At 72.8% G+C, this 25,286-nt stretch carries 27 protein-coding genes, 1 pseudogene and 1 riboswitch; of the genes and pseudogenes, 7 read left to right on the top strand and 21 right to left on the bottom strand.

What is annotated here, in order from left to right; all coding sequences use genetic code 11:
- Positions 1–84: 84 nt before the first annotated feature.
- The 3 genes and pseudogenes from EAO75_RS26560 to EAO75_RS26550 form a co-directional block, all read right to left on the bottom strand.
- Positions 85–534: pseudogene (locus EAO75_RS26560) on the bottom strand (cytochrome); the annotation flags it as partial.
- 207 nt (positions 535–741) lie between these two features.
- A complete protein-coding gene (locus tag EAO75_RS26555; RefSeq protein ID WP_187284583.1) occupies positions 742–2,139 on the bottom strand; it encodes an FAD-binding oxidoreductase in 1,398 nt (465 codons plus the stop codon).
- Positions 2,140–2,352: 213 nt separating this feature from the next.
- Positions 2,353–3,078, bottom strand: coding sequence for an ankyrin repeat domain-containing protein (locus EAO75_RS26550; protein ID WP_147997529.1), 726 nt, complete (start codon positions 3,076–3,078; stop codon positions 2,353–2,355).
- Between the two features lie 121 nt (positions 3,079–3,199).
- Positions 3,200–3,283, top strand: a riboswitch (cobalamin riboswitch).
- A gap of 224 nt (positions 3,284–3,507) precedes the next feature.
- On the opposite strand from EAO75_RS26550, the gene EAO75_RS26545 reads away from it, so the two are divergent.
- Genes EAO75_RS26545 through EAO75_RS26535 form a run of 3 tightly spaced genes read left to right on the top strand, consistent with a single transcriptional unit; the run spans position 3,508 to position 6,256 of the window.
- Complete coding sequence (locus EAO75_RS26545) at positions 3,508–4,482, top strand: FecCD family ABC transporter permease (protein ID WP_410092487.1); 975 nt, start codon at positions 3,508–3,510, stop codon at positions 4,480–4,482.
- A 2-nt stretch (positions 4,483–4,484) separates the two neighbouring features.
- On the top strand, positions 4,485–5,267 hold the full coding sequence (locus EAO75_RS26540) for an ABC transporter ATP-binding protein (RefSeq protein WP_147997528.1): 783 nt from the start codon (positions 4,485–4,487) through the stop codon (positions 5,265–5,267).
- Complete coding sequence (locus EAO75_RS26535; RefSeq protein ID WP_147997527.1) at positions 5,252–6,256, top strand: ABC transporter substrate-binding protein; 1,005 nt, start codon at positions 5,252–5,254, stop codon at positions 6,254–6,256. Before EAO75_RS26540 ends, EAO75_RS26535 begins: the two co-directional genes overlap by 16 nt.
- On the opposite strand, the gene EAO75_RS26530 is transcribed toward EAO75_RS26535, so the two are convergent.
- The 14 genes from EAO75_RS26530 to EAO75_RS26460 form a co-directional block, all read right to left on the bottom strand.
- Positions 6,169–7,197, bottom strand: a complete 1,029-nt coding sequence (locus EAO75_RS26530; protein ID WP_147997526.1) for an L-tyrosine/L-tryptophan isonitrile synthase family protein — start codon at positions 7,195–7,197, stop codon at positions 6,169–6,171. The genes EAO75_RS26535 and EAO75_RS26530 overlap by 88 nt on opposite strands.
- A 99-nt stretch (positions 7,198–7,296) precedes the next feature.
- On the bottom strand, positions 7,297–8,541 hold the full coding sequence (locus EAO75_RS26525; RefSeq protein ID WP_147997525.1) for a cytochrome P450 family protein: 1,245 nt from the start codon (positions 8,539–8,541) through the stop codon (positions 7,297–7,299).
- 15 nt (positions 8,542–8,556) lie between these two features.
- Positions 8,557–10,383 carry an asparagine synthase (glutamine-hydrolyzing) gene (asnB, locus tag EAO75_RS26520; protein WP_147997524.1) on the bottom strand — a complete coding sequence of 609 codons (1,827 nt, stop codon included), beginning with the start codon at positions 10,381–10,383 and terminating at the stop codon, positions 8,557–8,559.
- Positions 10,384–10,396: 13 nt separating this feature from the next.
- The gene (locus EAO75_RS26515) at positions 10,397–11,749 is read right to left on the bottom strand and encodes an MFS transporter (protein WP_261989414.1); all 1,353 of its coding nucleotides are present in this window, start codon (positions 11,747–11,749) and stop codon (positions 10,397–10,399) included.
- A gap of 112 nt (positions 11,750–11,861) precedes the next feature.
- Positions 11,862–12,086 (bottom strand): hypothetical protein, encoded by a 225-nt coding sequence (locus tag EAO75_RS26510; RefSeq protein ID WP_147997523.1) that lies wholly within the window; start codon positions 12,084–12,086, stop codon positions 11,862–11,864.
- Between the two features lie 29 nt (positions 12,087–12,115).
- A complete protein-coding gene (locus tag EAO75_RS26505; RefSeq protein WP_261989413.1) occupies positions 12,116–12,967 on the bottom strand; it encodes an ABC transporter ATP-binding protein in 852 nt (283 codons plus the stop codon).
- Positions 12,968–12,986: 19 nt separating this feature from the next.
- The gene (locus tag EAO75_RS26500; protein WP_187284581.1) at positions 12,987–14,054 is read right to left on the bottom strand and encodes a FecCD family ABC transporter permease; all 1,068 of its coding nucleotides are present in this window, start codon (positions 14,052–14,054) and stop codon (positions 12,987–12,989) included.
- 2 nt (positions 14,055–14,056) lie between these two features.
- Positions 14,057–15,127 carry an ABC transporter substrate-binding protein gene (locus EAO75_RS26495; RefSeq protein WP_147997522.1) on the bottom strand — a complete coding sequence of 357 codons (1,071 nt, stop codon included), beginning with the start codon at positions 15,125–15,127 and terminating at the stop codon, positions 14,057–14,059.
- Positions 15,128–15,240: 113 nt separating this feature from the next.
- Positions 15,241–15,915 carry a sigma-70 family RNA polymerase sigma factor gene (locus tag EAO75_RS26490; RefSeq protein WP_410092478.1) on the bottom strand — a complete coding sequence of 225 codons (675 nt, stop codon included), beginning with the start codon at positions 15,913–15,915 and terminating at the stop codon, positions 15,241–15,243.
- Between the two features lie 249 nt (positions 15,916–16,164).
- On the bottom strand, positions 16,165–16,857 hold the full coding sequence (locus EAO75_RS46070; RefSeq protein WP_187284580.1) for a hypothetical protein: 693 nt from the start codon (positions 16,855–16,857) through the stop codon (positions 16,165–16,167).
- A 157-nt stretch (positions 16,858–17,014) separates the two neighbouring features.
- Positions 17,015–17,557, bottom strand: a complete 543-nt coding sequence (locus EAO75_RS26475) for a copper chaperone PCu(A)C (protein ID WP_147997518.1) — start codon at positions 17,555–17,557, stop codon at positions 17,015–17,017.
- Positions 17,554–19,881 (bottom strand): heavy metal translocating P-type ATPase, encoded by a 2,328-nt coding sequence (locus tag EAO75_RS26470; RefSeq protein WP_147997517.1) that lies wholly within the window; start codon positions 19,879–19,881, stop codon positions 17,554–17,556. The genes EAO75_RS26475 and EAO75_RS26470 overlap by 4 nt, the downstream gene beginning before the upstream one ends.
- The gene (locus EAO75_RS26465) at positions 19,881–20,141 is read right to left on the bottom strand and encodes a hypothetical protein (protein ID WP_147997516.1); all 261 of its coding nucleotides are present in this window, start codon (positions 20,139–20,141) and stop codon (positions 19,881–19,883) included. The genes EAO75_RS26470 and EAO75_RS26465 overlap by 1 nt, the downstream gene beginning before the upstream one ends.
- Before the next feature lie 64 nt (positions 20,142–20,205).
- Positions 20,206–20,823, bottom strand: a complete 618-nt coding sequence (locus EAO75_RS26460; RefSeq protein ID WP_147997515.1) for a DUF998 domain-containing protein — start codon at positions 20,821–20,823, stop codon at positions 20,206–20,208.
- 216 nt (positions 20,824–21,039) lie between these two features.
- On the opposite strand from EAO75_RS26460, the gene EAO75_RS26455 reads away from it, so the two are divergent.
- Positions 21,040–21,510: a hypothetical protein gene (locus tag EAO75_RS26455; RefSeq protein WP_147997514.1), complete on the top strand. Its 471-nt coding sequence runs from the start codon at positions 21,040–21,042 to the stop codon at positions 21,508–21,510.
- Here the strand turns inward: EAO75_RS26455 and EAO75_RS26450 are convergent.
- A complete protein-coding gene (locus EAO75_RS26450) occupies positions 21,497–21,964 on the bottom strand; it encodes a hypothetical protein (protein WP_147997513.1) in 468 nt (155 codons plus the stop codon). The two genes, EAO75_RS26455 and EAO75_RS26450, sit on opposite strands and share 14 nt — an antisense overlap.
- A 92-nt stretch (positions 21,965–22,056) precedes the next feature.
- On the opposite strand from EAO75_RS26450, the gene EAO75_RS26445 reads away from it, so the two are divergent.
- Positions 22,057–22,257 (top strand): hypothetical protein, encoded by a 201-nt coding sequence (locus EAO75_RS26445; RefSeq protein WP_147997512.1) that lies wholly within the window; start codon positions 22,057–22,059, stop codon positions 22,255–22,257.
- Between the two features lie 18 nt (positions 22,258–22,275).
- Here EAO75_RS26445 and EAO75_RS26440 read toward each other — a convergent pair whose 3' ends face one another.
- Positions 22,276–23,496 carry a PP2C family protein-serine/threonine phosphatase gene (locus EAO75_RS26440; protein WP_261989412.1) on the bottom strand — a complete coding sequence of 407 codons (1,221 nt, stop codon included), beginning with the start codon at positions 23,494–23,496 and terminating at the stop codon, positions 22,276–22,278.
- 373 nt (positions 23,497–23,869) lie between these two features.
- On the opposite strand from EAO75_RS26440, the gene EAO75_RS26435 reads away from it, so the two are divergent.
- Positions 23,870–24,430: a hypothetical protein gene (locus EAO75_RS26435; RefSeq protein WP_261989411.1), complete on the top strand. Its 561-nt coding sequence runs from the start codon at positions 23,870–23,872 to the stop codon at positions 24,428–24,430.
- Positions 24,431–24,454: 24 nt separating this feature from the next.
- On the opposite strand, the gene EAO75_RS47620 is transcribed toward EAO75_RS26435, so the two are convergent.
- Entirely contained in the window at positions 24,455–24,577 is a 123-nt protein-coding gene (locus EAO75_RS47620; RefSeq protein ID WP_261989410.1) for a hypothetical protein, read from the bottom strand.
- Between the two features lie 48 nt (positions 24,578–24,625).
- On the bottom strand, positions 24,626–25,048 hold the full coding sequence (locus EAO75_RS26430) for a secondary thiamine-phosphate synthase enzyme YjbQ (protein WP_147997511.1): 423 nt from the start codon (positions 25,046–25,048) through the stop codon (positions 24,626–24,628).
- Positions 25,049–25,182: 134 nt separating this feature from the next.
- On the opposite strand from EAO75_RS26430, the gene EAO75_RS48665 reads away from it, so the two are divergent.
- Entirely contained in the window at positions 25,183–25,266 is an 84-nt protein-coding gene (locus tag EAO75_RS48665; protein WP_313884353.1) for a putative leader peptide, read from the top strand.
- The last annotated feature ends 20 nt before the right edge of the window (positions 25,267–25,286 follow it).

Raw genomic sequence — 25,286 nt, 5'->3', positions numbered from 1 at the left:
CCGCCACCATTCGACGGTACGCCGGTGCCGTACCGGCCTCCAGTCGATCACGGAGCCGGGCCCGGTCCCATGGGCATGCCCAGGTCAGCGACCGCCGCGGATCAGGCTCGTGAGACAGCGCCACAGCGACGAGCGCTGCCGGGCGGACCGGTCCGGCAGCACCGGCTCCACGCTCTCCGGCTCGGGCCTCGGGACCGCCGGCGGTGGGAACGTCCCCGGCCGCTCCGGCACCGGAGCAAGTTCGTACCGCACGGGCAGTGAGCGCAGGCCGCGCATGAACGGCGAGGAGCGCCACGGGAGTTGGTCGGCGGGCAGGGCGAGCTCCAGATGGGAGAACCGCTCGAAGAGCCGCCCCACGCCGACCGCCGCGACGGTGGACGCGTGCTCGCGGGCCGGGCACTGGCGGGGGCCCGCGCCCCAGGACAGATGTGCCCGGGTGCTGATCGTGCTGCCGGTCGCGACATGGTCGGCGAAGACGGGGTCGGCGTGCGCGGCGGCCTGAGCCGCTCGTAGACGAGCGAGGGGCGGGTCTCGTAGTCGCGCGTCGGCAGCGGTTCGGGCGTCAACTCCTCCAGGCGGCTGCCGTCGACGTCCACGGATTCGCCCTCGCCCACCTGGGATTCCATGGTCCTGCCGCCCTCCGACACTCCCCGCACCGGCGCACTACCGGTCAGTAGCCGAACAGCCCTGGGGGCCCTACCCCAGGCGCTGCTCACGGGTGCACGAAGGGAGCGACGGACGTCAGCCGGCGGTCGGCGGGATGTTCTGGTTGGCGTGGAAGAAGTTGTCCGGGTCGTAGGTGTGCTTGGTCGCGGCCAGCCGGTCGTAGTGGCCGCGGTAGGTGGCCCGGACGCGGTCCGTGCCCTCTCCTTCGCCGATGAAGTTGATGTAGGAGCCGCCCATGGAGTGCGGGTGCAGGTCGCTCCAGTAGTCGACGCACCACTGCCGGATCAGGTCGGCGTTGGCGGGGTCCGGGTCGACCCCGGCGATCACTCCGGACCACTTGGCGTCCCGGTAGGCCCAGGCCGTGTCGTCGGCGCCGACCCGGTGGGCCTCGGCGTCCACGGGATACAGGTGCATCAGGGACAGTTCGGTGGGGAGGTTCTCGCCGTACTTGTGGTGTACGTCGATCGAGGCGTCGGAGATCTCGTCGAAGAAGTCGCCGCGCCAGTACCACTGGTAGCCCTTCGGGATCAGCTCGTCGAACATGCCCTGCAGGGCGGGGTACGGCATGGGCGTGGTGAAGTGGAAGGCGGGCGGCGCCGGTTCGTTCACCGGGGTCAGCGCCTGCTCCAGGCTGTCGTCGGCCGGGTCGCCGGTGTAGCACCAGACGACGCCGCACATCTTCTGCCCGTGGATCGGCTCGGGGAACGGCGGTCCGGGCGGGATGGTGAGCAGGGTGAAGAACCCGTTGAGGTCCTGCGGCGCGGCGGGCAGGAACTCCCGGTACCAGCGCAGCACTTCCGGGGTGCGGTCGACCGGCCACACCGTCACCGCGACGCCGACCGTGCCCACCGGGTGCAGCCGGAAGGTGAAGGAGCTGACGACGCCGAAGTTCCCGCCGCCGCCCCGCAGCGCCCAGAACAGGTCGGGGTGCTCGTCCTCGGAGGCGGTGACGAACGTACCGTCGGCCAGGACGACGTCGGCGGACAGCAGGCTGTCGATGGTCAGCCCGTACTTGCGGGTCAGATGACCATGGCCGCCGCCGAGCGTGAGCCCGCCCACGCCGGTCATCGAGATGATGCCGGCCGGCACGCCAAGACCGAAGGTGTCGGCCGCGTGGTCCAGGTCGCCCAGCTGCGCTCCGCCGGCCACCTGCGCGGTCATCGTGCCCGGGTCCACGCGCACCCCGCGCATGGTCGACAGGTCGAGGACGAGCGCGTCGTCGATCATGCACAGCCCGGGTCCGCTGTGGCCGCCGCCGCGCACCGCGAGCGTGGCTCCGGTGTCCCTGGCGACGGAGATCACGCTTCGCACGTCCGCGACGTCCACGCACTGCGCGATGGCCGCTGGGCGCCGGTCGATCCCGGCGTTGTAGATCGCGCGGGCTTCGTCGTAGCCCGGGTCGCGCGGGGTGATGACGGGTCCCCGCAGCCCCTCGCGCAGGCCTTCCAGTGCTGTTCCGTTGATTCCGCCCATGGCCGGCTCCCTCTGTATGGGGACGGCGAGCCGCGGACGGATGAGGGCGCCTGACGTCCGGGCGGGCTGCGGGGGCGTGGTGCGCGGATCCGTTCGCACCTCGTGTCGATGTATCAACGTGTCGATGTCGGCAGGACGCAGCGGCCCCGCCATCTCCCAGTCTTCACCCCGAGGCGTGCGCCCGCACGTCGGATGCGCGCTCCCCGCACGGCATCATTCCAACTCCTCGGCGGACTTCGCCCCCTGCTCGCGCAGCCAGGTGACCAGGCTGTCGTGACCCTCGCGGTGGGCGGCGTCCAGTGCGGTCAGCCGGTCGTGGCCGATCCAGTTGATGTCACCGCCGCGTCGCAGCAGGTAGTCGGCCGTCCGGTGCTGCCCGCCGTGGCAGGCGCACCACAGCGCGGCGGAGACGTCCTCGGCGGCAGGGTGGTCGGACTCGGAGGTGAAGAAGGCGGCGACCCGGTCGGCTTCGCCGAGGGCGGCGGCCTGCCACAGGGTCATCCGTGCGCCCCGCTCCACCAGGCGCCGGGCGCACTTCCACTGCCCGAAGGCCACCGCGTCCGCCAGTGGCGTCCCGTCGCCGATGACGCCGCCGTCGGCCTCGATGTCCGCGCCCAGGTCGAGCAGGGCGTCCAGCACGGGCACGTCGTCGCAGCTGGCCGCCCAGTGCAGCGCGGTCTCGCGGTGCGCGCCGGTGAACCGGGCGTTCACGTCCGCGCCCGCGGCGACCAGCGCGGTCACCGTTCGCGGACCGTCGGGCAGGTGCCCGGGCCAGTCGGTGACGATGTGCAGCAGAGGCCGCGCGGTCTTCATATCGCCCACCCGCGCCGTGGCCAGCCCCGGATGCGCGGTGAGCAGGTCCTGCAACGCCGTCACGTTGCCGGTCCTGATCGCCTCCACCGCGGCACGGGCCGACGGAGCGGTCGTGTCGATCAGCATCGGGCCACCTCCCAGATCCCCTCCCCACCTGGATAACACACCCCACTGACAACGCCGCCGCAGCCGCCCCTCTCCCACCTGCCGCGCAACCCTGTCTGTTACGCTCCCCGGGCCTTCCCCGGGGGAAGTCCGGTGAGAATCCGGCGCTGACCCGCAACGGTGTGTGCGACGGCCCTCGTGGTCCGTCGCGCGAGCCCGATCGCCCGTGGTCGGTGCGACCCGTTGATGCTCGCCGCGGACTGCGAGAGGGGACCGCGCGACCGGCACGGTCGTACGGGCTGTCTCCTGCTCCACGTTCACAGGCGGCCCCAGGCGAAGGACCGCCCGCCCGTGCACCCAAGTCCGACACGGACACCGATATCCCGTACGTCACGCCTCCCCGTGCTGCCGCTCGTCCTGGGGCTGGCCCTGCTGCTGCTCGTGTCGCTGATGTGCGGCGTGGGGCTCGGGGCCGCCGGGATCGGGTGGGCGGATGTCCTGCGGCTGCTCGGGGCCGGGCTGACCGGCGGGAGCATCGACGCCCGGGACGTCGCCGCGTACACGATCGTCTGGGAGATCCGGCTGCCGCGCGTAGTGCTCGGCGCGGTCGTCGGGGCCGGGCTCGCGGCCGTCGGGGTGGCGGTGCAGGCGATGGTGCGCAACGCGCTCGCCGATCCGTTCGTGCTGGGCATCTCCTCGGGCGCCGCGGTGGGCGCCAACGCCGTGATCCTGCTGGGCGTGTTCGCGGGGCTGGGGGTATGGGCGCTGTCCCTGTCCGCCTTCGCGTCGGCGCTCGCGGCCACGGCGCTGGTGTATGCCGTGGCCCGGTCGCCGCACGGGCTCACCCCGCTGCGGCTGATCCTGACCGGGACGGCTTTGGCGTACGGCTTCGAGGCCGTCACCACCGTCATGGTGTTCGGCGCGGCCCGCGGCGAGGCGGCCCGGTCGGCGATGATGTGGCTGCTGGGCAGTCTGGGCGGCGCGACCTGGGCGCAGGTGCCGCTCGCCGCGGTGACCGTGGCGGCCGGGTGGGCCTGGCTGCGGCTGCGGGCCGAGACGCTCAACGCGCTCGCCATGGGGGACGAGACGTCCGCGGCGCTCGGCGTCCAACCGGCGCGGCTGCGCAGGGAGTTGTTCCTGGTCACCGCCGCCGTGACCGGAACCGTGGTGGCGGTCAGCGGGGCCATCGGGTTCGTCGGGCTGATGGTGCCGCATGTCGTACGGATGCTGGTGGGCGCCGATCACCGGCGGGTGCTGGCCGTGGCGCCGCTCGCCGGGGCGGTGCTGCTGGTGTGGGCGGACCTGCTGTCCCGACTGCTGCTCGCCCCCGCCGAACTGCCCGTCGGCGTGATCACGGCCGTCGTCGGGGTGCCCGCGTTCGTGCTGCTGATGCGGCGCGGCGGCTATGCGTTCGGGGGCCGGTGAGCATGCGGCTCGACATCGAGGGAGTCACGGTCGAGGCGGCCGGCGCGCGGCTGGTCGACGACATCCGACTCGCCGTGGACAGCGGGGCGTTCGTCGGGCTCGTCGGCCCCAACGGCAGCGGCAAGTCCACGCTGCTGCGCTGTGTGTACCGGGCGCTGCGGCCGGCCGGGGGCGTGGTGCGGCTGGACGGGGACGACGTGCACGCGATGGCGCCCAGGGCGGCGGCCCGGGTGCTGGCCGCGCTGCCGCAGGAGTCGTCGGCCGAGTTCGACTTCACCGTCGCCGAGGTCGTGGCCATGGGACGGCTGCCGCACACCGGCCGTACGGCCGCCTCCGACCGGGAGATCTGCGGCGCCGCCATGGAGCGCACCGGCGTCGCCCATCTCGCCGAGCGGGGCTTCCTCGCCCTGTCCGGCGGCGAGAAGCAGCGCGTGCTCATCGCGCGGGCGCTCGCCCAGCAGCCGAGGGTGCTCGTCCTGGACGAGCCCACCAACCACCTGGACATCGCCCACCAGTTGGACGTGCTGTCCCTGGTGCGCTCCAGCGGACTGACCTTGCTGGCCGCCCTGCACGACCTCAACCTGGCCGCCGCGCACTGCGACGTCCTGTACGTCGTCGCCGGCGGCCGGATCGTCGCCTCGGGCCCGCCGCACGACGTCCTCCGGCCCACGCTGCTCGCCGACGTGTTCGGGGTCCGCGCCCATCCGGTACGGCATCCGGAGACCGGCGCGGTCCAGCTCCTGTTCGACCTCCTCCCCCAAGGACCCACATGCGCAAGCTCATAGCCACCGCCCTCTGCCTCGCCGCGACCGTCACCGCGACCGGCTGTGGAGCCACGGTGGAGAAGGCGGCGGAGACCAAGTCCTCCGCGGTCACCCTCACCAACTGCGGCCGCAAGGTCACCTTCGACAAGGTCCCCGAACGCGTGGTCACCAACGACGTCGGCATCACCGAGCTGATGTTCGCGCTCGGTCTGGAGGACCGCATGGCCGGGTTCGCCATGCCCGACGACAAGGGCGACCTGGCGGGTGTGCCGTGGAAGGACGGCTACGAGAAGGTGAAGTGGCTGTCGAAGGACCAGCTCACCAGGGAGAACGTCCTCGACGCCCGCGCCGACCTGGTCTTCGCCGGCTGGAACTACGGCTTCCGCGAGGAAGGCGGCTTCACGCCCGACGCGCTGAACAAGCTCGGCATCCCCTCGTACGTCCTCACCGAGTCCTGCCGCAACGGCCGTACGGAGAACGCGCGCGGCATCATGCCGCCCCTTCAGGCCCTGTACACCGACCTCACCAACCTCGGGAAGCTGTTCGACGTCGAGCGGCGGGCCGCCGCGCTGATCGCCGGCTTCAGGAAGCGGATCGCCGAGGTGCACGACCGGGCCCCCAAGGGTGCGGACCGGCCGAAGGTGTTCCTGTACGACAGCGGGCAGGACCAGCCCTTCACATCCGGCCGCTACGCCGCCCCCGAGCAGATCATCACCGAGGCCGGCGGGACCAACCTCATGCACGACGTCGAGGACTCCTGGACCACCGTGGGCTGGGAGAGCGTCGTGGAGCGGGACCCGGACGTCATCGTGATCTGCGACTACGGCGATGTGAGCGCCGAGCAGAAGCGGAAGTTCCTGCTCTCCTACGGGCCGCTGCGCCACGTCTCCGCCGTCAAGCACAAGCGGATCTTCGTCCTGGACTACGTCGACCTGGTCGAGAGCCCCCGCAACCCGTCGGCCGTCGAGCGGCTCGGCGCGTATCTGCGGGAGGTCGCCGACGAGCGGTGATCGTCGGTGCGTTGGCGTTCGAAGTGGCTCGGTCTGCCGTCCCGGTGGACCAGGCGGCCGAGTAGCTGCGCCCTGGCGCGGGGCATGAGCATCCAGGTGCCGTCGGGCTCGCGCAGGGCCGTGGAGTGCCAGGGGGTGGTCCAGGCGTCGGGGGCGTCGAGGAGCCGGATGCCGAACTTGGGGGCACCGGCCGGCTGGGGGTGTATCGACAGGCGTACGGCGCGCGGATGGTGCTCGGCGATCAGCTCGCCCCAGGCCCGGCTGCGCTGGATGACGCCGTACGCCCGGCTGCGGCACTCGCGTTGGAGGGCGGAGCGGGTGCCGCTGAAGCCGGCCGTGTCCTCGACGAGGAAGCGGGTGATGCCCCGGTACAGCGCGACGGTGGGGGCGTCGGTGCGGACCTCGGTGCGCAGGGCCTCCAGGGTGGGGGCGTAGCGGTCGTGGACGTGGGCGCGCTTGGTGTCGTGGGGGAGGTCGCCGAGGACGTCGCGCAGGTCGAAGACGGACAGGTGGCTCAGGTCCGACTCCCTGATGAGCGCGCGCAGTTCGTCGGCGTAGGCGTCGATGTGGTGGTCGGGGACACGGATCAGGTCGCCGAAGACATGGCCGTCGGAGCAGATGACGACGCGGGCCCCGGGCGGGTGGATCCTCTCGATCTGCGTGCACAGTGTGTCGAGGAAGGCGAGGGAGAGGCGTTCTCCCATGTCGGGCAGGTGGCCCAGGGTCTTGGCCGGGTTGGGGGACTTGCAGGGGAAGCCGGGCAGGGTGAGGACGACGGGGGCGTCCTCTCGGACGAAGTCGGCGATCCGGCGCAGCTGGCACGGGAAGGCCTCGGCCGGGGCGCGGTCCTCGTCGGTGGTGCGGTGGTGCGGCAGGAGCAGGTTCAGGATCCGGGTGGCGGTGGTCTCGGGGAGGGTGTCCGGTGCGGTGGTCAGCAGCATGTCGCTCCTCCAGGGGGGCGTGCGGGCAGGGCGGCATGGCGCCTCGGCAGGGGGGCCGGGCGCTGCCGGTGAAGTGGGTGGGTCAGGCGGCTGRCGGGGTCACAGCCGTCGGTCGTAGCCGACGGGCAGGTGGTTCGTGCCGCGGCCCAGGACGGCCGGGATCCATTCGATGTCCTCGTCCCTGATGGCGAGGTGCAGTCCGGGGAGCCGTGTCAGCAGGGTGCCGAGGGCGATGCGGAGTTCGGCGCGGGCGAGGGCGGCGCCGGGGCAGAAGTGGATGCCGTGGCCGAAGGCGAGGTGGGGGTTGGGGCTGCGGTCGAGATCGAGGGCGTCGGGGTCGGGGAAGCGGCGTGGGTCGCGGTTCGCGGCGCACAGGGAGACGATCACGGAGTCCCCGGCCGGGACCTCGGTGCCGTGCAGGTCGCTGTCCTGGTCGAAGAAACGCCAGGTGGTGAGCTCGAAGGCGCTGTCGTGGCGCAGGAGTTCCTCGACCGCGCGAGGCATGAGGCCCGGGTCGTCACGCAGCCGGGCGAGCTGGTCGGGGTGGCGGAACAGGGCGATCAGGGCCGTGGTGATCTGGTTCGTGACCGGTTCCTGGCCGGCGACCAGCAGCTGGAAGATCATCGAGTCCAGCTCTTCCTGGGAGAGTTCGCCCCGGTCGCGGGCCTCGACCAGACGGCCGAGCAGATCGCCGTCCCCGTGCTCCCGCTTGTGCGCGACCACCTCGGCGATATAGCTCTGCAGGCCGTGCAGTCGGGCTTCGTACGCGGGCCGCCCCGGGTCCGTGGGCCCGACCGGCTGGACGACCTTGCCCCAGTCGCGGTCGAAGCGGGCCGCCAACTCCTGTGGCAGTCCGATGACTTCGGCGAGGACCTGGAAGGGGAAGCGGGCGGCGAACCCGGCGACGAGGTCGGCGGGGCCGGTGTCCGCAAGAGCGTCGACGAGGGCGTCGGCCAGCTCCTGGAAGCGGGGCGTCAGCCGCTCGACGCGGCGCGGCGTGAAGGCGTCCGTGACAAAGCGCCGCATGTGCGTGTGCTTCGGCGGGTCCTGGTGGAGGAGATGGACCTGGAGGCGGGAGTGCTGCGGCTCGGGCATGATCGAGGCGCGGGCCCGCCAGCGGTCGTTGCCCCGCTCGTGGTTCTTGCCGAGCCGGTCGTCGTTCAGCGCTTCGTGGGCGGCGTCGTATCCGGTGACGAGCCACGCCTGTACCCCGCTGGGGAAGAGGACCTGGTGGACCGGCCCGGCCTCGCGCATCCGCTCGTACAGCGGATAGGGGTCGGCCTTGTACGGGCAGCCCATCAGCGGCACCGGTTCGGTGAGTGGCTGCTGCTCCTGGGTGGTCATGGGTGGTGGCGCTCCTCAGAGGGCGAGTTCGGGCTGGTGGTGGTCCAGCCACAGGGCGAGGTCGACGACGCGTTCGAGGCGGAGGCGGTGGCCCCACTCCAGGCGCTCGGGCGGGGTGTCGAGGCAGGGCTTGATCCGGGTCTCGTCGGCCAGCCCCCGGACCCGCTCGTCGGACAGGGCGTCACGGGCGAGGTTCTGCAGGCCGCGGTTGTAGTCGGGGTGGTGGGTGGCCGGGTAGTGGTTCTTGGGTCGGTGCAGCACCGAGTCGGGGGCCAGTCCCGCTCCGGCGGCGCGCAGCAGGCTCTTCTCCCGGCCGTCGAAGCTCTTCAGCGCCCAAGGCGCGTCGAAGGCGTACTGGACGAGCCGGTGGTCGCAGTACGGGACGCGGACCTCCAGTCCCTGCGCCATGCTCAACCGGTCCTTGCGGTGCAGGAGTTGGCGCAGCCAGCGGGTCAGGGACAGGTGCTGCATCTCGCGTTGCCGGTGCTCGACCGGACTCTCGCCGTCGAGGTGGGGCACGGCGGCCAGGGCGGTGCGGTAGGTGTCGTCGCGGAACTCGGCGATGCGCAGGTCGAGTTCGGGGTTGAGCGGCATGGCGGCCTCGTCGCCGGTGACGAGCAGCCAGGGGAAGGTCGAGGCCGCGAGTGCCTCGGGGTGGTGGAACCAGGGGTAGCCGCCGAAGACCTCGTCGGCGGCTTCGCCGGACAGGGCGACGGTGGAGTGCTTCCGTATCTCCCCGAACAGGAGGTAGAGGGACGTGTCCATGTCGCCGACGCCGATCGGCGAGTCGCGGGCCACGACGACGGCCTTGCGGTGTTCAAGGTCGAGCAGGGCGCGCGGGTCCAGTACGACCGTGCTGTGGTCGGTGCCGATGAACGCGCCCGCCTCGATGGCGTACGGGGTGTCGTGGCCGGTGCGCAGGACGTCACCGGTGAACTGCTCGGCCTGGTCGCTGTAGTCGACGGCGTAGGAGCGGATCCGGGCGTCCGGGCCCTCGCGCAGCCGGAGTTCGTCGGCGAGCAGGGCGGTCAGGACGGTGGAGTCGATGCCGCCGGAGAGGAGACTGCACAGGGGGACGTCCGCTTCGAGTTGGCCGCGGGCGGCGTTGCTCACCAGATCGTTGACGTGTGCGACGGTCGCGTCCCGGTCATCGGTGTGCGCGCCGGCCTCCAGTTGCCAGTAGCGGCGTTCGCGGATGCCGTCCCGGTCCAGGACGAGCAGGCCGCCCGGCTCCACCTCCCGTACGCCGGACCATACGGTCGGCCCGGTGTTGAACAGCAGGCTGTACGCCTCCCGGAGTCCGTCCGCGTCCACCCGGGGCCGTATCCCGGGGTGCCGGAAGAGCGCCTTGGGCTCGGAGGCGAAGGCGAGCCCGCCGTCGACGGCCGCCCAGTACAGCGGTTTGACGCCGAGCCGGTCGCGGACGAGGAGCAGCCGCTGGGCGCGCTCGTCCCAGACGGCGAACGCGAACATGCCGTCGAGGTGGTCGGCGACCGCCTCGCCCCACTCGGCGTAGGCGCGCAGCACGACCTCGGTGTCGCTGCGGGTGCAAAAGGCGTGCCCGCGGCCCCGGAGTTCGGCTCGCAGTTCGTGGTGGTTGTAGACCTCGCCGCTGTAACTCAGCACGGCCGTCGGCTCGTGCGGCCGGTCGGTCATCGGCTGTGCGCCGCCTTCGAGGTCGATGACGGACAGGCGGCGGTGGCCGATTGCGGCATGCTCGCCCAGCCACACGCCCCCGGCGTCGGGGCCGCGCGGGGCGAGCTCGGCGGTCATGGCCTCGATAACCGGGGCCTGGGTGCGGGCGTCGCGGTGGAAGGACGCCCAGCCGGTGATTCCACACATGGGAACTCCTGGATCAGGTCGAGACGGTGTCGTCGGTCGGCTCGGGCACGGCGGCGGCCGGCCGGCCGGGCAGCGCGAGCAGGGGTACGGCCAGGCAGGCGGCCAGTGCGGCAAGCGTCAGCCCGGCCCGCGCGCCGTCGCCGGAACCGGCCAGGGCCCAGGCGGCGGTGGCCAGGGCGGGGCCGATGGTGAAGCCGAGGCTGCGGGCGACCTGCACCGTGGAGCCGACGGTGGCGGTCCGCTCCGCCGGGGCGGCGCCCATGACTAGGGCCTGTGTCGGGCCGCCGCTCAGGCCCATGCCGAGGCCGGCCAGCGCCAGCCGCCAGGCCACGTCGGGCGGCGACCAGTCGTCGCCGAGCGGGATCAGCAGGAGGAGGCCGGCGGCGGTGAGGGCGGCGCCGGTGACCGCGACGGGCCGGAGGCCGTACCGGTCCGCGAGCCGGCCTCCGAGCGGTCCGGCCAGCCCCATGCCGAGCGGGAAGGCGAGCACGGTCAGCCCGGTCGCGGTGGCGCTGACTCCCTCGTCCCGCTGGAGGTGCAGGGCGACCACGTAGTGCATCGCGGCGAACCCGGCGGCCAGCGCGAGGACCGCGCCATGCGCCCGGAACAGCCCCGCCGCCCGCAGGACTCCGGTCACCGGACGGCCGCCGGGCCCGCGCAGCCACCACCACAGCGGCACCGGCGCGGCGAGCGCGAGCAGCACCCACGGCGGTCGCCCGGATCCCAGCGTGAAGGCGAGCAGCAGCATGGCCAGTCCCCCGCCCACGAGCAGCGTGTCAGCCAGGAACCGCCGATCCGGCGCGCGCCACGCTCCGTCCTCGGGCATCGCCTTCCAGGCCAGGGCGAGGGCCAGCAGACAGAACGGGATCTTGACCAGGAAGACCCAGCGCCAGCCCAGGTGGTCGAGGAGCAGCCCGCCCACCGCAGGGCCGGTCATCGCGCCGAGCGGGCCGAGCGTCGCGGGCACGCTCATCGCCCGGCCGCGGGCGGCGGGCCGTACGGCGCGGATCACCAGCACCGGCATCAGCACGAACAGCACCGCCGCGCACATGCCCTGTCCGATCCGGGCCACGATCAGCCAGGCCGCCCAGGGGGCCAGTGCGGCAAGAGCACCGAACAGCGCGAAGCCACCGGTCGCCGCCAGCAGCGCGGGCCGGGTGCCCATGCCGTCCAGCCACCGGCCGACCGGCAACAGCAGGGCGACGACCGGGAGTTGGTAGGCCAGTGCCGCCCACTGTGCCGTCGTGGCCGAGACGTGCAGGCCGGCGGAGATGTCGGCCAGCGCCACGTTGACGATGTTCATGTCGAGCATGGCCACGAACGACAGCGCGCCCGCCACGGCCACGAGAACCCAGCGGTCCTTCACCCTCGCGCCCCTCCCCCTCACGATCGACTGCGGTCGACAGCCTCGTTCCAGAGGTCGGGAGCGCCCGGGGCCGAGTTCCCGAGCGTGGCCGGAAATATGATGAATTGCGGAGTCAGGCCGTGGCGATGCCGTCCAGCTTGCCGGACTTGGCCTCCGCGACCAGCGACGAGAACTGGTCCGCGCTCATCTGCACCCGTTGTCCGAAGTCGTCCGTGAGGACCACCCGGCGCTCGGCCGGGGCGCCGGGGTCGACGAAGAGTTGCGGGCAGCCGCAGTCGCAGTCGCCGCAGAAGGTGGCCACCGGGTCCAGGCCGCCAATGCCTTGGATGTCGCTCATAGTTCGTAACCCTTCGCGATCGTGGGCGCTCACCGATGTGAGCGCCCGGGACCAGCCCCCGAGACAGCGCTCGGGGCCGACTTGGGGACGCCCGTGCCGTCCGGCCCGTCGGCCGGGGCCCGATGATCGAAGGCGATCAGCGGGTCGCCGGTCAGCGGATGGTCCACGACGGTCGCCCGTACGCCGAACACCTCGGCCAGCAGTGCCGGTCGCAGCACCTCGCGGGGTGAACCGGAGGCGACCACCTGGCCGTCGTGCAGGACGTGCAGCCGGTCGCAGACGGAGGCGGCGGCGTTGAGGTCGTGCAGCGACACCAGGGTCGTCCGGCGTCCCGCCCGGAGCAGGGCGAGCAGTTCGACCTGGTGGCGGATGTCGAGGTGGTTGGTGGGCTCGTCCAGGACCAGGACGTCCGGCTGCTGGGCGAAGGCGCGGGCCAGCAGGACGCGTTGGCGCTCCCCGCCGGACAGTTCCGTGAACCGGCGCGCGGTGTGCCGCTCCATGCCGACGTCCGCGAGGGCGCGGGCGACGACGTCCCGGTCGGTGCTGTCCTCCCCGGCGAAGGCCCGCTTGTAGGGCGTACGGCCCATGGCGACGACCTCGCGGACGGTCAGCTCGAAGTCGTCGCCCCGCTCCTGCGGGAGCGCCGCGACATGGCGGGCCGCCTCGGCGGGGCTCAGTCTGCGCAGGTCGGTGCCGGACAGCAGGACCCGGCCGGCGGCCGGCTTCAGATGCCGGTAGACGGTGCGCAGGAGTGTGGACTTGCCGCTGCCGTTCGGCCCGACGAGGCCGGTGATCTCGCCCTGAGCCGCGATGAGTCGGGCGCCGGAGACGACCGTGCGGCCGGCGTACGCGACGTGCAGGTCCTCGATGTCGATCCTCAAGTTGCGCTCCCCGAGATCCTCAACTGCCGCTCCCCAGGCGCCGGTCCAGCAGATAGAGCATGGCCGGAGCACCGATCAGCGAGGTCACGACGCCGACCGGCAGTTCCTGCGTGTCCATGGCCGTACGGCAGACGATGTCGACCACGACCAGGAGCAGCGCCCCGAACAGTGCCGAGACGGGCAGCAGGCGGCGGTGGTCCCCGCCGACGACCAGGCGGCAGACGTGCGGCACCATCAGCGCGACGAACGCGATCGCGCCCGAGACGGCCACCAGGACACCGGTGAGCACGCTGGTCACCGTGAACAGTTCGCGTCGCAGCCGGGTGACGTCGATGCCGAGCCCGGCCGCGGTCTCGTCGCCCATCAGGAGGGCGTTCAGGCCCCGGGCACGCGCCTGGAGGCACAGCCACCCGGCCGGTACCGCGACCGCCGGGACGGCCAGCAGGTCCCAGTTCGCGCCGCTGAGGCTGCCCATGAGCCAGAACAGCACGCTGTGGGTCTGCTGCTCGTCGCCGGCCTGGAGCACGAGATAGCTGGTGAACCCGGAGAGGAACTGTCCGATCGCCACCCCGGCCAGCACCAGCCGAAGCGGCGCGAACCCACCGCCCCTGCGGGCCACGGCCCACACGAGCGCGAAGGTGGCCAGGGCTCCGGCGAAGGCCGCCCCGGACAGCCCGAGCCCCAGCGCGCCACCGGCCCCGACCCCGAGCACGATCGCGGCGACCGCGCCGAGGGAGGCACCGTTGGAGATGCCCAGGAGGTACGGATCGGCCAGCGGGTTGCGCACCAGCGCCTGCACCGCCGTGCCGACGAGACCGAGCCCGGCTCCGACGAGGGCCGCCAACAGGGCGCGCGGGACGCGGAGTTGCCAGACGATCAGGTCGTTCGTGCCCGGACGTGGCGTATCGCCGGACAGCCGGTGCCACACCACGCTCCACACCTCTGCGGGCGGGACGGACGTCGAGCCCCAGGCCACGGCGGCCGTCAGCGCGGCCAGGAGCACGACGCCCAGTACCGACGCCAGCAACCCGACGCGCGCCGTGCGTGCCTGCGGAGCCGTCTCGCGCCGCGACAGCAAGGACGTCACGGTCAGCCGACCTTGCCCGGGTAGAGCGTCTTCGCGATCTCCTCGACGGTGTCGGCGTTCTCGACCCCGGCGATGGTGGTCCGCTCGGAGCCGATACGCAGGAAGTGGCCCTCCTTGACGGCGTTCAGGCCCTTGGTGGCGGAGTTGGACTCCAGCCACTTCTGCACCTCGTCGAACGCCTTCTTGTTCGCGGCCTCACTGCCCCGGTTGCGTACGCCGAGCTGGATCCAGTCCGGGTTCTTCGCGATCACGTCCTCCCAGCCGACCTGCTTGTAGTCGCCGTCGCAGTCGGCGAACGCGTTGCGGGCCCCGGCGAGCGTGATGACCGCGTGGGCGAGCTGGCGGTTGCAGACGGCCATGGGCTGCTTGGTGCCGGCGTCGTAGTCGAAGAAGAAGTAGGTCGGCCGCTCGCTCTCGGGCGTGCCGGCCACGGCCTTACGGACGGCGTCCACCTTCTGCTTCATGCCGTCGACCAGTTCCTTCGCCTTCGCGCTCGTGCCCGTGACCGCGCCGAGGGAGGTGATGTCGTCCTCGACGGCGGACAGGTCGGTGACCGGACTCTTACTCATGGCGGCGCACGCCGTGGACTTCAGGAAGGTGTGCTTGATGCCGGCCGCCTTGAACTCCTCCTCGGTCGGCGCGTCCCCCATCCCGCCGCCCATGTTCATCGAGGCGAAGGTGTCGATGTACAGGTCGGCGCCGGAGCCGAGGAGTTTCTCCTTGGGGATCACGGTGTCGCCGAGCACCTTCACCTGCTGTGCCTGCGTGTCGAGTTCGCCCGGGAGGGTGCCCTTGCCGGGCGGGAAGCCGGTGCCCACGACCCTGTCACCGGCACCCAGCCGCAACAGCAGTTCCAGGCTGGAGGCGTTGCTCGTGACGATGTTCTTCGGGGCCGAGGTGAAGGTGGTCCCGGCGCCGGTGCAGTCGGTGACGGTGACCGGGTAGCCGCCGGAGTCGCCCTTGCCGGCGGCGGGGCTCGCGTTGTCGCCGTCGCTGTTCCCGCTGCCGCAGCCTGACGCCAGCAGGCCGCCGAGCACCGCGGCCGTCATGGCCCGCCCCACACGAGAACGCATCGAAAACTCCCCTGGATCCACTGGACGCAAGGGCGGAGATCCGCCGCCCGATCCAGTAGTCGGGGCGAACCCGGTGTCAGTTCCCGGCAGGGGGAACCGACACCGGGTTCCGGTCAGGCCGCCACGACGGCCGGTTCGGCCATGGCCACGGCATCGTCCGCGACCTCGGTCTCGGCCTCCGCCAGCAGCTCGACGAGGGTCGCCCGGGCGCGGGCCACGCGCGAGCGGACCGTCCCGACGGGGCAGTCGCTCATCTCGGCCGCCTCCGCGTACGGCAGGCCCACCATCTGGGTCAGGACGAACGCCTCGCGGCGCTCGTCGGGCAGCGCTTCCAGCAGGTCGAGCAGCGCGATGCCGTCGTCGAAGCCGGGCAGGCCGGCCGGCTGGGCGCGTTCCGCCATCAGCGTCCAGTCGTCGGTGTCGTACAGCCGCGGCCGGGCGGCCGCATAGCGGTGACTGTCGATCACCGCGCGCCGCGCGATGGACAGCAGCCACGCCCGCGCCGAGGAACGGCCCTCGAACCGGTGCAGGCTGCCGAGCGCCCGCAGGAACGTGTCCTGCGCCAGGTCGTCGGCGGCCTGCGGATCGGCGGACAGATGCGCCACGTAGCGCACGACGTCGCGGTGCAGCGCGCGGACGAAACGGTCGGTCGCGTCCGGGTCACCGCCGCCGGCCGCCAGCGCCCACGCGGTCGTCGACTCGTCGCGGGAGGCGGTCGTGGAGCTGTTGTCCGCCTTCGTGTGCCTCACGCGGGTCGCGCGTGAGGAGGGCAGGGCAGGAGTGATCACCTGGTTCCTTCTCAGGTAGTCCGGACTCCGGCACACAGGCGGGCACCGACGGTGTCGGCGCCGGCATGGCTGCGTGAGACGTACGGGCACGCCGTGCCGGGGAGTTCCGGGGAAGCAAGGGACACGGCCGTACGGCAGGTACGGCCGAGGCCCGAGGCACGGTCGGCGTCGACGACTCGACGGCTCGACGCCTTCGCGGCTGTCGACGAGTCGGCGTCCGTGTCCGTACGCCTCGGGGAACCGGCTGTCTCAGATGACAGCGATCCCGGCCGGAGGCCCCCGAGAGGTGATCGTGTGGACGAGGGGGAGCAGCCGTGGCGCCCGGTCGGAGCGACCGCGCCGCGGGCTGAGCCGTGGACGGTGCGGTGGCGCGGGCAGGGCGAGGGACAGCCGCAGCGGGGCGGCCAGCCATCCGGCGACGGCCCGCAGGATGCGGAACGCGGCACGCTCACCGTGGCCCAGCCACAGGCCGCACAGCAGCGCGGCGAGGGTGTGGGCGGCGAACATGCCGAGCGAGGATGTGCCACCCATCTGGTGACCCATGTCCATGTGCTCCGTACCCATGTGCCCCATGGACATGGAACCCACGGAACCCATGGAATTCACGGAACTCATGGCGTCCACGGACATGGGATCCATGGAGCCTGGGTGCGAGGACATGGAGCTCATGTCCTGTGCGGTGGCGGTGGAGGACTGGGCGTACTCGAACGCTGTGTGCAGCCCACCCTGGGCGGCGACCACGACGGACACCACCAGGGGCAGTCCGCGCTCCCGGCCCGCCAGGCACCATCCCGCGCCGCCCGTCAGGACGGCACCGGCCGCAAGCGTCCACCAGGGCACCGTCTGCCCCGACATGAGGACGTGGCCGAGGGCGGCGAGCAGCACACAGACGGACGCGAACACCGCGGCCCGTATCGTGCGCACACCCCACCCAGCAGTCATGACGGCCCTCATCCTCGCATCCTGGGCCCACTCGTCACGGGTGGGTACGCACAACACCCCCTTACCGCACTCAAGCCCAGAAGAGTGATACAGGACACATCGGCCGGAGGGAACCCGGCGCACACGTCGACCGACAAGTGGAGATGTGAGGCCGGCCTCACTCACCCTCGCCGGGGCGGACCACCGCCGCCTGTACCTCGATCCGCCCGCCACGCTCGAAGTGGAGGGTGAACGGCACATAGGTGCCCGCCTGCCATGCCGGATCGGCCCGCAGGGTCACGTCCAGTCCGTACGGGGACATGGCGAGGCCGCCGCCGGCCGGGACGCGCGCCGAGTCCACCGTCCGCGCGGACGCCGCGTTGCCGCTCATCATGCGGTGGCGGCTGAGTGTCGCCTCGCCCTGGACCTCGGGCGACGTCACCTTCAGCAGCCGGTCGTCCGCGCCCCCGGAGTTGGTGATCCGGAAGAACGCGGCGGTGTCCCGGGCGTCGCCGTACGGCAGGAAGACCCGCCCATCGGCGACCGCGATCCGCGCCGGGCTGCCCGCGTTGCCGGTGCCGACCCAGGTGGTCAGGCCGCCCAGCGCGACGGCGCAGGCGGCGATCGGCGCGAGCGCGGCGAGCAGCCCGTCGGCGACCCGACGGCGGGTCGGGCGCCAGGACAGGGGTCCTGCCGCTCGCTCGGCTGTGGGAAGGGTCATCGGGTACGACCTCCGTCGGCGATGGCGAGCGTCCGTCCCTCGACTCCGGCGTGCTCACGGCTGCGAGCGGGTGCCGGCTGCCAGGCCCGCAACCGCAGGCTGTTGCCCACCACGAGCAAGGAGCTCGCCGACATGGCCACCGCGGCAACCATGGGGTTGAGCAGGCCGACCATGGCGAGCGGCACGGTCACCAGGTTGTAGCCGAAGGCCCACAGCAGATTGGCGCGGATCGTGCCCAGGGTGCGCCGGGCGAGCCGGACCGCGTCCCCGAGAGCCTCGATGTCCCCGCGCACCAGGGTCACGTCCGCGGCGCCGATCGCCACGTCCGTGCCGGTGCCCATGGCGATGCCGAGGTCGGCGCCGGCCAGCGCGGCCGCGTCGTTGACGCCGTCGCCGACGACCGCGACCCGGCGGCCCTGTGCCCTCAACTCCCGTACGAGGTCCGCCTTGTCCTCGGGTGTGCGGCGCGCGTGCACCTCCTCGATGCCGAGGGCGCGGGCGACGGCGCGGGCCGGTGCCTCGTGGTCGCCGGTGGCGAGCACCGGGTGCACGCCGAGGCGCCGCAGCCGGTCCACGGCCCGGTAGCTGCCGGGGCGTACGACGTCCCCGATCTCGATCAGCGCCTGCGCGGCGCCGTCGACGCGGACGACGACGGGAGTGTGCGCGGCCGCCTCCGCCGCCGGGAGGGCGTCCGCCAGCGCCGTCGGCAACTCCTCGTCCGGTGCGAGGACTTCGACGAGTCGCCCCTCGACGTCGCCGCGCACGCCCCGGCCCGCCCGCGCGCGGAAGTCCCGCACCTCGGGCAACGCCTCGCGCTCGGGCAGGGTCCTGCGGGCGTACGCGACGATCGCGCGTCCCAGCGGATGTTCCGAGCCCTGTTCCACGGCACCGGCCAGCCGCAGCACGGCGTCCTTGCCGAGCCCGCCGGGCACGGCCGTGACGCGGGTGACGGTCATGTGCCCGGAGGTGAGGGTGCCGGTCTTGTCGAGGACGACGGTGTCGATGTGCTGGAGGCCCTCCAGGGCCTGCGGGCCCCGGACCAGGACGCCGAGTTGCGCGCCGCGTCCGGTGGCCGCCATCAGCGCGGTCGGGATCGCCAGGCCCAGCGCGCAGGGGCACGCCACGACCAGGACGGCCACACAGGCGGTGATCGCCGCCTGCGGATCGGCCCCCGCCCCCAGCCAGAACCCGAGCACGGTGACGGCCAGCGCCAGCACCGCGGGCACGAACACCCCGGCCACGGCGTCGGCCAGCCGCTGCGCTCGCGCCTTGCCGGCCTGGGCGTCCGTCACCAGCCGTGCGATCCGGGCCAGTTGGGTGTCCGCGCCCACGGCCGTGGCCCGCACCAGCAGCATCCCACCCTCGTTGACGGCGCCGCCCACCACCGCGGAGCCGGGCCCGACCTCGACCGGGTCGCTCTCCCCGGTGACCAGCGACAGGTCCACGGCGGAGTTGCCCTCAGCCACCTCACCGTCGGTGGCGACCCGCTCGCCGGGCCGTACGACGAAGATCTGCCCGACCGTCAACTCCTCGATGGCGACGAGGCGTTCGACGCCGTCCTCCCGTACCGACACTTCCTTGGCGGCGAGCCGGGCGAGTGAGCGCAGCGCCGCCCCGGTGCCGTGGCGTGCCCGCGCCTCCAGGAACCGGCCGGCCAGCACGAACAGCGGGACGCCGACGGCCGCTTCCAGGTAGACGTGCGCCACGCCGTCCGGGGCGGAGGGCAGCAGGCTGAACGGCATGCGCATCCCGGGTGCGCCCGCACCCCCGAGGAACAGGGCGTACGCCGACCAGGAGAAGGACGCCGCGACGCCGAGGGAGACCAGTGTGTCCATCGTCGCCGTCGAGTGACGCAGCCCGCGCACCGCCCGCACGTGGAACGGCCAGGAACTCCACACGGCGACCGGCGCGGCCAGCACGAAGCAGAGCCACTGCCAGTTGCGGAACTGCCAGGCGGGCACCATCGACAGCACGAGCACCGGCAGCGCGAGCAGTGCCGTGACCAGCAGCCGGTCCCGCTCCGACCGGTCGTCCTCGGACTCCCGTCCGCCCCCGCTCGCCCCATCGTCGCGGCGCTCCGGCCTCTTCGGCGGCTCGGGCAGGGCGGCCGTGTATCCGGCCTGTTCGACGGTCGCGACGAGTTCCTCGGGACGGACTTCCGGTGGATGGCTCACCCGGGCGCGCCCGGTGGCGAGATTGACCGTCGCGGTCACGCCCTCCAGTTTCGCGAGCTTCTTCTCCACCCGCCGTACACAGGCCGCGCAGGTCATCCCGCCGACGGTCAGGTCCGTGGTGGTCATCGGGGGTGCCGGTTCGGTGGCCATCAGCTGCCGCTCCCGTGCCGCATGTCCATGTCCCCCATGTCCCCCATGTCCCCGGTGTCCCCGGTGTCCGTGCCGCCGCCGTCGCCGCTCGTTCCGGGGCCGTGCATGCCGGGCGCGACGGGCCCGGAGACGGCTCCGACGGCGTACGACGCCGTGAAGATCAGGGCGAGCAGCAGCAGGAACCCGCAGAGGGCGGGCGGTGGCGCGAGTGCGCGCAGCACCGCGTCCGCCCCGCGAGAGGACTGCTGGGGTTCTTTCATCACCGGCCTCCTGAGGTACGTACCGCTACAGGAGTCGGGCCCGCGGGGCCGGGAGTTCCCGGACCTAGTCCGCCATTTCGGTCAGGGGGCGGGCCCCGTCGTCGCGACGCCGGCGCAGGCACGTGGCGACGACCACGAAGGGCCACAGGGCCTGAACGGACGTCACAAAGCGTTCGGCGACGCCGACGGCGCCGTCGTAGCGCATCTCGATCAGGAACCAGGCGGCGCTGACCAACATCAGCAGGGTGGCCGCTACGGACGGTACGAGCCTGAGCCCCCAGGGTGGGGTGCCCCGGCGAACCGCGGCCAGCACCGGCCACAGGGCGAGGAGCGCGAAGCCGACCGTGGCGACCGCGCCGTGGCGCAGGGACCCTCCGCTGCTCGGGGGCGGGATCAGCGCCACCACACAGGCCGTCACTCCCCCGGCGGCCAGCGCCACACGCCCCGGGAGCGCGGCCGCCCGCAGGCCCAGCGCGGTGAACAGATGGCAGACGCCCAGTGCGCCGAACGCCACGGTCATCACCCAGAATCCCGCGGCGCCGTAGGCCGCCAGGACGCTGATCGTCTGCGTGACGGGGTCGTAGGCGGGGCCTTGCAGCCTCGCCGCGACCGTCCACCCGCCGATCAGCACGACAGGCGCAGCGCCCGACGAAAGCAAGGCCCATCTCGGCACGAGTCGCATCAAGACACCGTAAATCGTCCTAAACGGCTATCCCGTCAGCTACACGCAGACGCCCGAGCACAGGGAGGGCAGACCTTCGCCGCAGCCGAACGTCCCTGCGAAAGTCGTACGGATCACCTCAAACGCCAGGCCACGCCACCCCTTCCCGCACCTAGAAATATCCACCAGCATGAGGGGCCCCAACGGGGGTGGAGCCGAGATTTCGGGGAGTGGGACATGCAGCGCGCCATGGGCAAGCAGGCCGTCGAGTGGCTCGCGGCGGCCGCGACGGATCCGCGGTCGTGCAAGCGGCTGTGGGACCAGGGCGCGGACGCGGTACTGCTGGAGGCCGGCCGGGTGTGGGACGTACTCAGCGTCCCCGAGCGCCTCGGCCTGAGCACCCTGGATCTCCTGAGACGCACGGAGCCGCCGGCGTCCGGCCCGGTTCTGATGAACTGCGGGGCGCGCCGGGTCGGCTTCTTCATTCCGCCCGCTCCGGTCACCGGATGGGCATGGCCGGGAGTCCGCCATGCCCGCCGGGGATCGTGGGTCGCCGTACCGCCGCCCTACCGCTCCAGCGGCTGGCGGATGGAGTGGCTGCTGCCACCCGACGGGACCGGCGCCCTGTACGACCCCGACGTCGTGCGGCTCGCGCTGCACGAGGCCGGCGGCGCGCCCGCCGTCCCGGCGGGAGTCAGTCGGCGGTGAGCGGGTCGGCCACGCCGACGCGGCCGCCGCTCCCACTGCCCTCCCACACGAACAGCGGCCCGGGAAGGCCCCGGGGGACGACGATCGCCGGGACGCGCTCAGCCGCATGGGTGGGCTGCTCGTCCCCTTGGGCGAGTCCCTCGTCCTCTTGGGCTGGCCGCTCCTCCGTGTGGGCGCGCCGCTCGTCCGCCGGTTCGGTGGCGACGGCCGGGGTCAGGCCGGCGCACCGGCCGACGGCCCAGGAGGTGATGGCACGCCCTTGGTCGTCGGCGGCCACGAGAAGGTCCCACAACGTGTCGCGGCGCCCCGGCACGGTGCGCCCTTTGGCACGCCACTCCGCAACCAGGGCCGCGTAGATCGACGGCTGGCTTCGGACGCCGGTGACCGGTACGACGTACGACACGGGTGCGCCATCGCCGCCGAGGACGCGCCGCGCCGAATCAGTGCTGTCCATGCCGGAGCAACGCCGAGGCGTGCGCCGGTGGTACGCCGGACGCCTCCACCACCACCCAGTCGAGTGAGGACACAACCCGGATGGAGTCATGCGTGCCCGACGCACCCCGCTCGCCCTCGACCGAGACAGGAGCAACCCGATGGGACGGGAACGACAGCGAGGACACCGTCGACTGCCCGTGGTGCGACGCACTGCGGGAGGCGAGCCTGCCACCAGCGGCGCGGCCGGCCAAGTCGCCGGCACGACGGCACGACCCCTACGTCTCGGGTGCGCACGACCGCGACGACTGGTGATGCCGCCGGCGAGCCCTCTCAGGGACCCTCACCGTCGCCGCGCAGGACGCGCTCGTGCAGCTGCGCGGCGAGTACGGCGACGTCGTCCTCCGCGCGCTTGGCGTCGAGGCGGGCGAGGACGGTGTCGATGACCTGCTCGACCCCCCTGGCGGCCCCGAAGTCGAGGCCGGCCAGCCGGTCCAGGGAGTGGTCGATGTCCTCGCCCCGGTGCTCGACGAGGCCGTCGGTGAACAGCACCAGCGTCTGGGACGGGTCCAGCCGGTAGGTGGCCGGCTCATAGCCGCCGAGGCCCGTGCCCAGGGGCGGGCCGACCGGCACCGGCAGCAGTGAGGTGCGGCCCTGCCCGTCGATCACGGCCGGGGGCAGGTGGCCGGCGCTGGCCAGGGTGACCTGGCCGCGGTTGGGGTCGACGCGCGCGATCAGACAGGTGGCCGGCCTGCGGTCCGGGTCCGTGGACGCACTGTCGTCGAGCTGGCGCAGCACCCGGTGCGGGGGGAGGTCGGCGGAGGCGATGTAGCGCAGCGAGGAGCGGTACGCGGTCATGTCCACGGCCGCCTCCAGGCCGTGCCCCATGACGTCGCCGACGACGAGCAGCGTCCGTCCGAAGTGCAGCCGGACGGTCTCGCACCAGTCGCCCCCGACCAGGGCGCTCGGCCCGACGGGCATGTAGCGGATGGCGACGTCCAGGTTCGGGTGCGGACGGCCCGGCTCGGCGAGCAGGGCGCGCTGGAGGTCGCCGACGATGCCGCTGACCCGCTCGTGCTCGCGGGCGTGCCGGATGTGGGAGGCGGCTCGTTCGGCGAGGAGGCCGAGGAGTTCTGCCTCCGCCGCGGTGAAGGCATCGCGGCCGCGGGCACAGACCAGGCCGCCATAGGGGTGGCCGTCGGTGGTGAGGGGAACGCAGAGCGCGGGTCGGGCACCGCCGACCGCGGCGAAGTGGATCGGGGACGCGGCCTCTCCCGGCGCGATCGCCTCCCGCGCCGCGGCCATGGCCCAGGGGACGCCGGGCAGCAGCGCGGCATCGCCCTTGACGGCCTCGTACTGCGCCACGGCCTCGCCGACGCGCAGCACCGCCGCTGCTCCGCCGACCTGCCGGACCGCCTCGCGGGTCAGCTCCGCGCAGGTGAGGACCTCGTCCAGCGTGGTGCCGATCCTGGCCAGTGCGGTACGCAGCACGGCGAGCCGGGACGGCACGACGAGGTCCTGCTCGGGCACACCGCCGGGAGCGACGCGCCCCACCCGCGGCGGTCTAGGAAACGACTGGAACCAGCGCACCACACCAAACACCCTAAAACGGTGACAAAACTTCACAGGCAACGCACAGATTGCCCGGCCCCCGACACGACCCGGTGGGGTCGCCGCGTGGGGCGCGAGCACGGACAGCGTACGGGTGGTGACCCGCGGGCACGGGCGGCGCCGGGCGCTGCGGGCGCTCTCCACCAGCTCCGGCGTACTCCGTCAGTGAGGGGGCGCACGCCCTGCTACCTGCCTGTTTGACGCGCGGGCGCTCACCCCATACGGGGAATTGAGCTCCCGCCGTATGGCCGCAGCACCTGCCACCCGGTGCACTAAGGCATCAACCGGGCGTCAGCGCACCACAGGGAGGCTCTTTATGGCACTCACGGAGTGGACGAGGTCGATGGAGTGGCTGGCCGCGGCCTCGGAGGACCCGGGCGCCTGCAAGGAGGAGTGGCAGAACGGCAGCACGGGGGTGGCGCTGCTGGAGGCCGGGCGGTTCTGGGACGTGCTGATCGTGCCGGAGCAGCTGGGACTGCGGGTCGCCGACCTCCTGGACGAGCTGCCGCTGCTGGACCCGGGCCCCTGCCTGCTGGACGCCCGGCGCCGTCACGTGGGCTTCCTGCTGCCCCCGGAGCCGCAGACGGTGTGGATCGGCACCGGGGTGCGCCTGCTCGGTGCGCGGACGTGGATCGCCGCGCCCGCCCCGCACTGCCGCTGGGGTGCGCTGCGCTGGCTCGTCCCGCCGGACGGCACCGGCACCCTGAACATGCCGGAGGTCCTGGAGGTGGCTCTTCAGCGCTGCGCGAGCGAACTGTCCCGCCTCCAAGGACACGGCGCGCCCGCCGCACCCGACCGAACCGCGCCGGCCGAGCGGCCGGTCGAGGGTGCGCAGCTGGTGCGGCAGTGCGCGGCGGGAGGCCGCGTACGGCCGTGACGGCCGGGCCGTGCCCCACCGATGTCACCGGAGAACCCTGGTCGGCCTCAAGTCACCCTGCCCGTCCGTCAGTTGAAGCGTCAGCGTGATGCCGATCGTCCGCTGCCAGAGGTCCAGCGGCACCGCGGTGACGTCGACGTCCGTCACCGCTCATCGTGGCCGGGGACAGGCCGGCCGCCACGCCGGGCCGTGGCTTCACCCCAGGAAGCTCAACCGCACCTGCCGGTCGGGGTTGTCCCGGTTGGTGTCCACGAGACACACCGACTGCCAGGTCCCGAGCTCAAGGCGCCCGGCGACCACCGGCAGTGTCGCGTGGGGCGGGACGATCGCCGGGAGGACGTGGTCGCGGCCGTGGCCGGGGCTGCCGTGGCGGTGCTGCCAGCGGTCGTCGGCGGGCAGGAGGGTGTGCAGGGTGGCCAGGAGGTCGTCGTCGCTGCCGGCGCCCGTCTCGATGATCGCGACACCGGCCGTCGCGTGCGGCACGAAGACGTTCAGCAGACCGTCGCGGCCCGCCGCCGCCTCCCGCAGGAAGGCCTCACAGTCGCGGGTGAGATCCACGACCCTCTCCGAGGAGCCGGAGGTGACGTTCAGAAGTCGGGTGGTGAAGGCGTCTGACATGCCCTCCATCCTCGCCGATACGACGGGGTTCGCGGGCGAGGAGACCGCCGCGTGAGCGTCGAGCCGTGATACGCAGGGTCCACTTCGCGAGACGCCATTGACCACCGCCGCGCCATCTGGCTACTTTCTGCGGCATGTTGCGTTCAGCCCTGCTCACCACGCGCGGTCACATCGACCTGCTGCGGGTGGCCTCCGCCGCGTGTCGCCGCGGCCGCTGACGCCCTTCTCTCTCACTCTC

The organism is Streptomyces sp. UW30, assembly GCF_008042075.1.
In the GTDB taxonomy this organism is placed as follows: Bacteria; Actinomycetota; Actinomycetes; order Streptomycetales; family Streptomycetaceae; genus Streptomyces.
The sequence above is the reverse complement of the archived record's forward strand: the minus strand, read 5'-3'. Positions and strand labels throughout refer to the sequence as shown.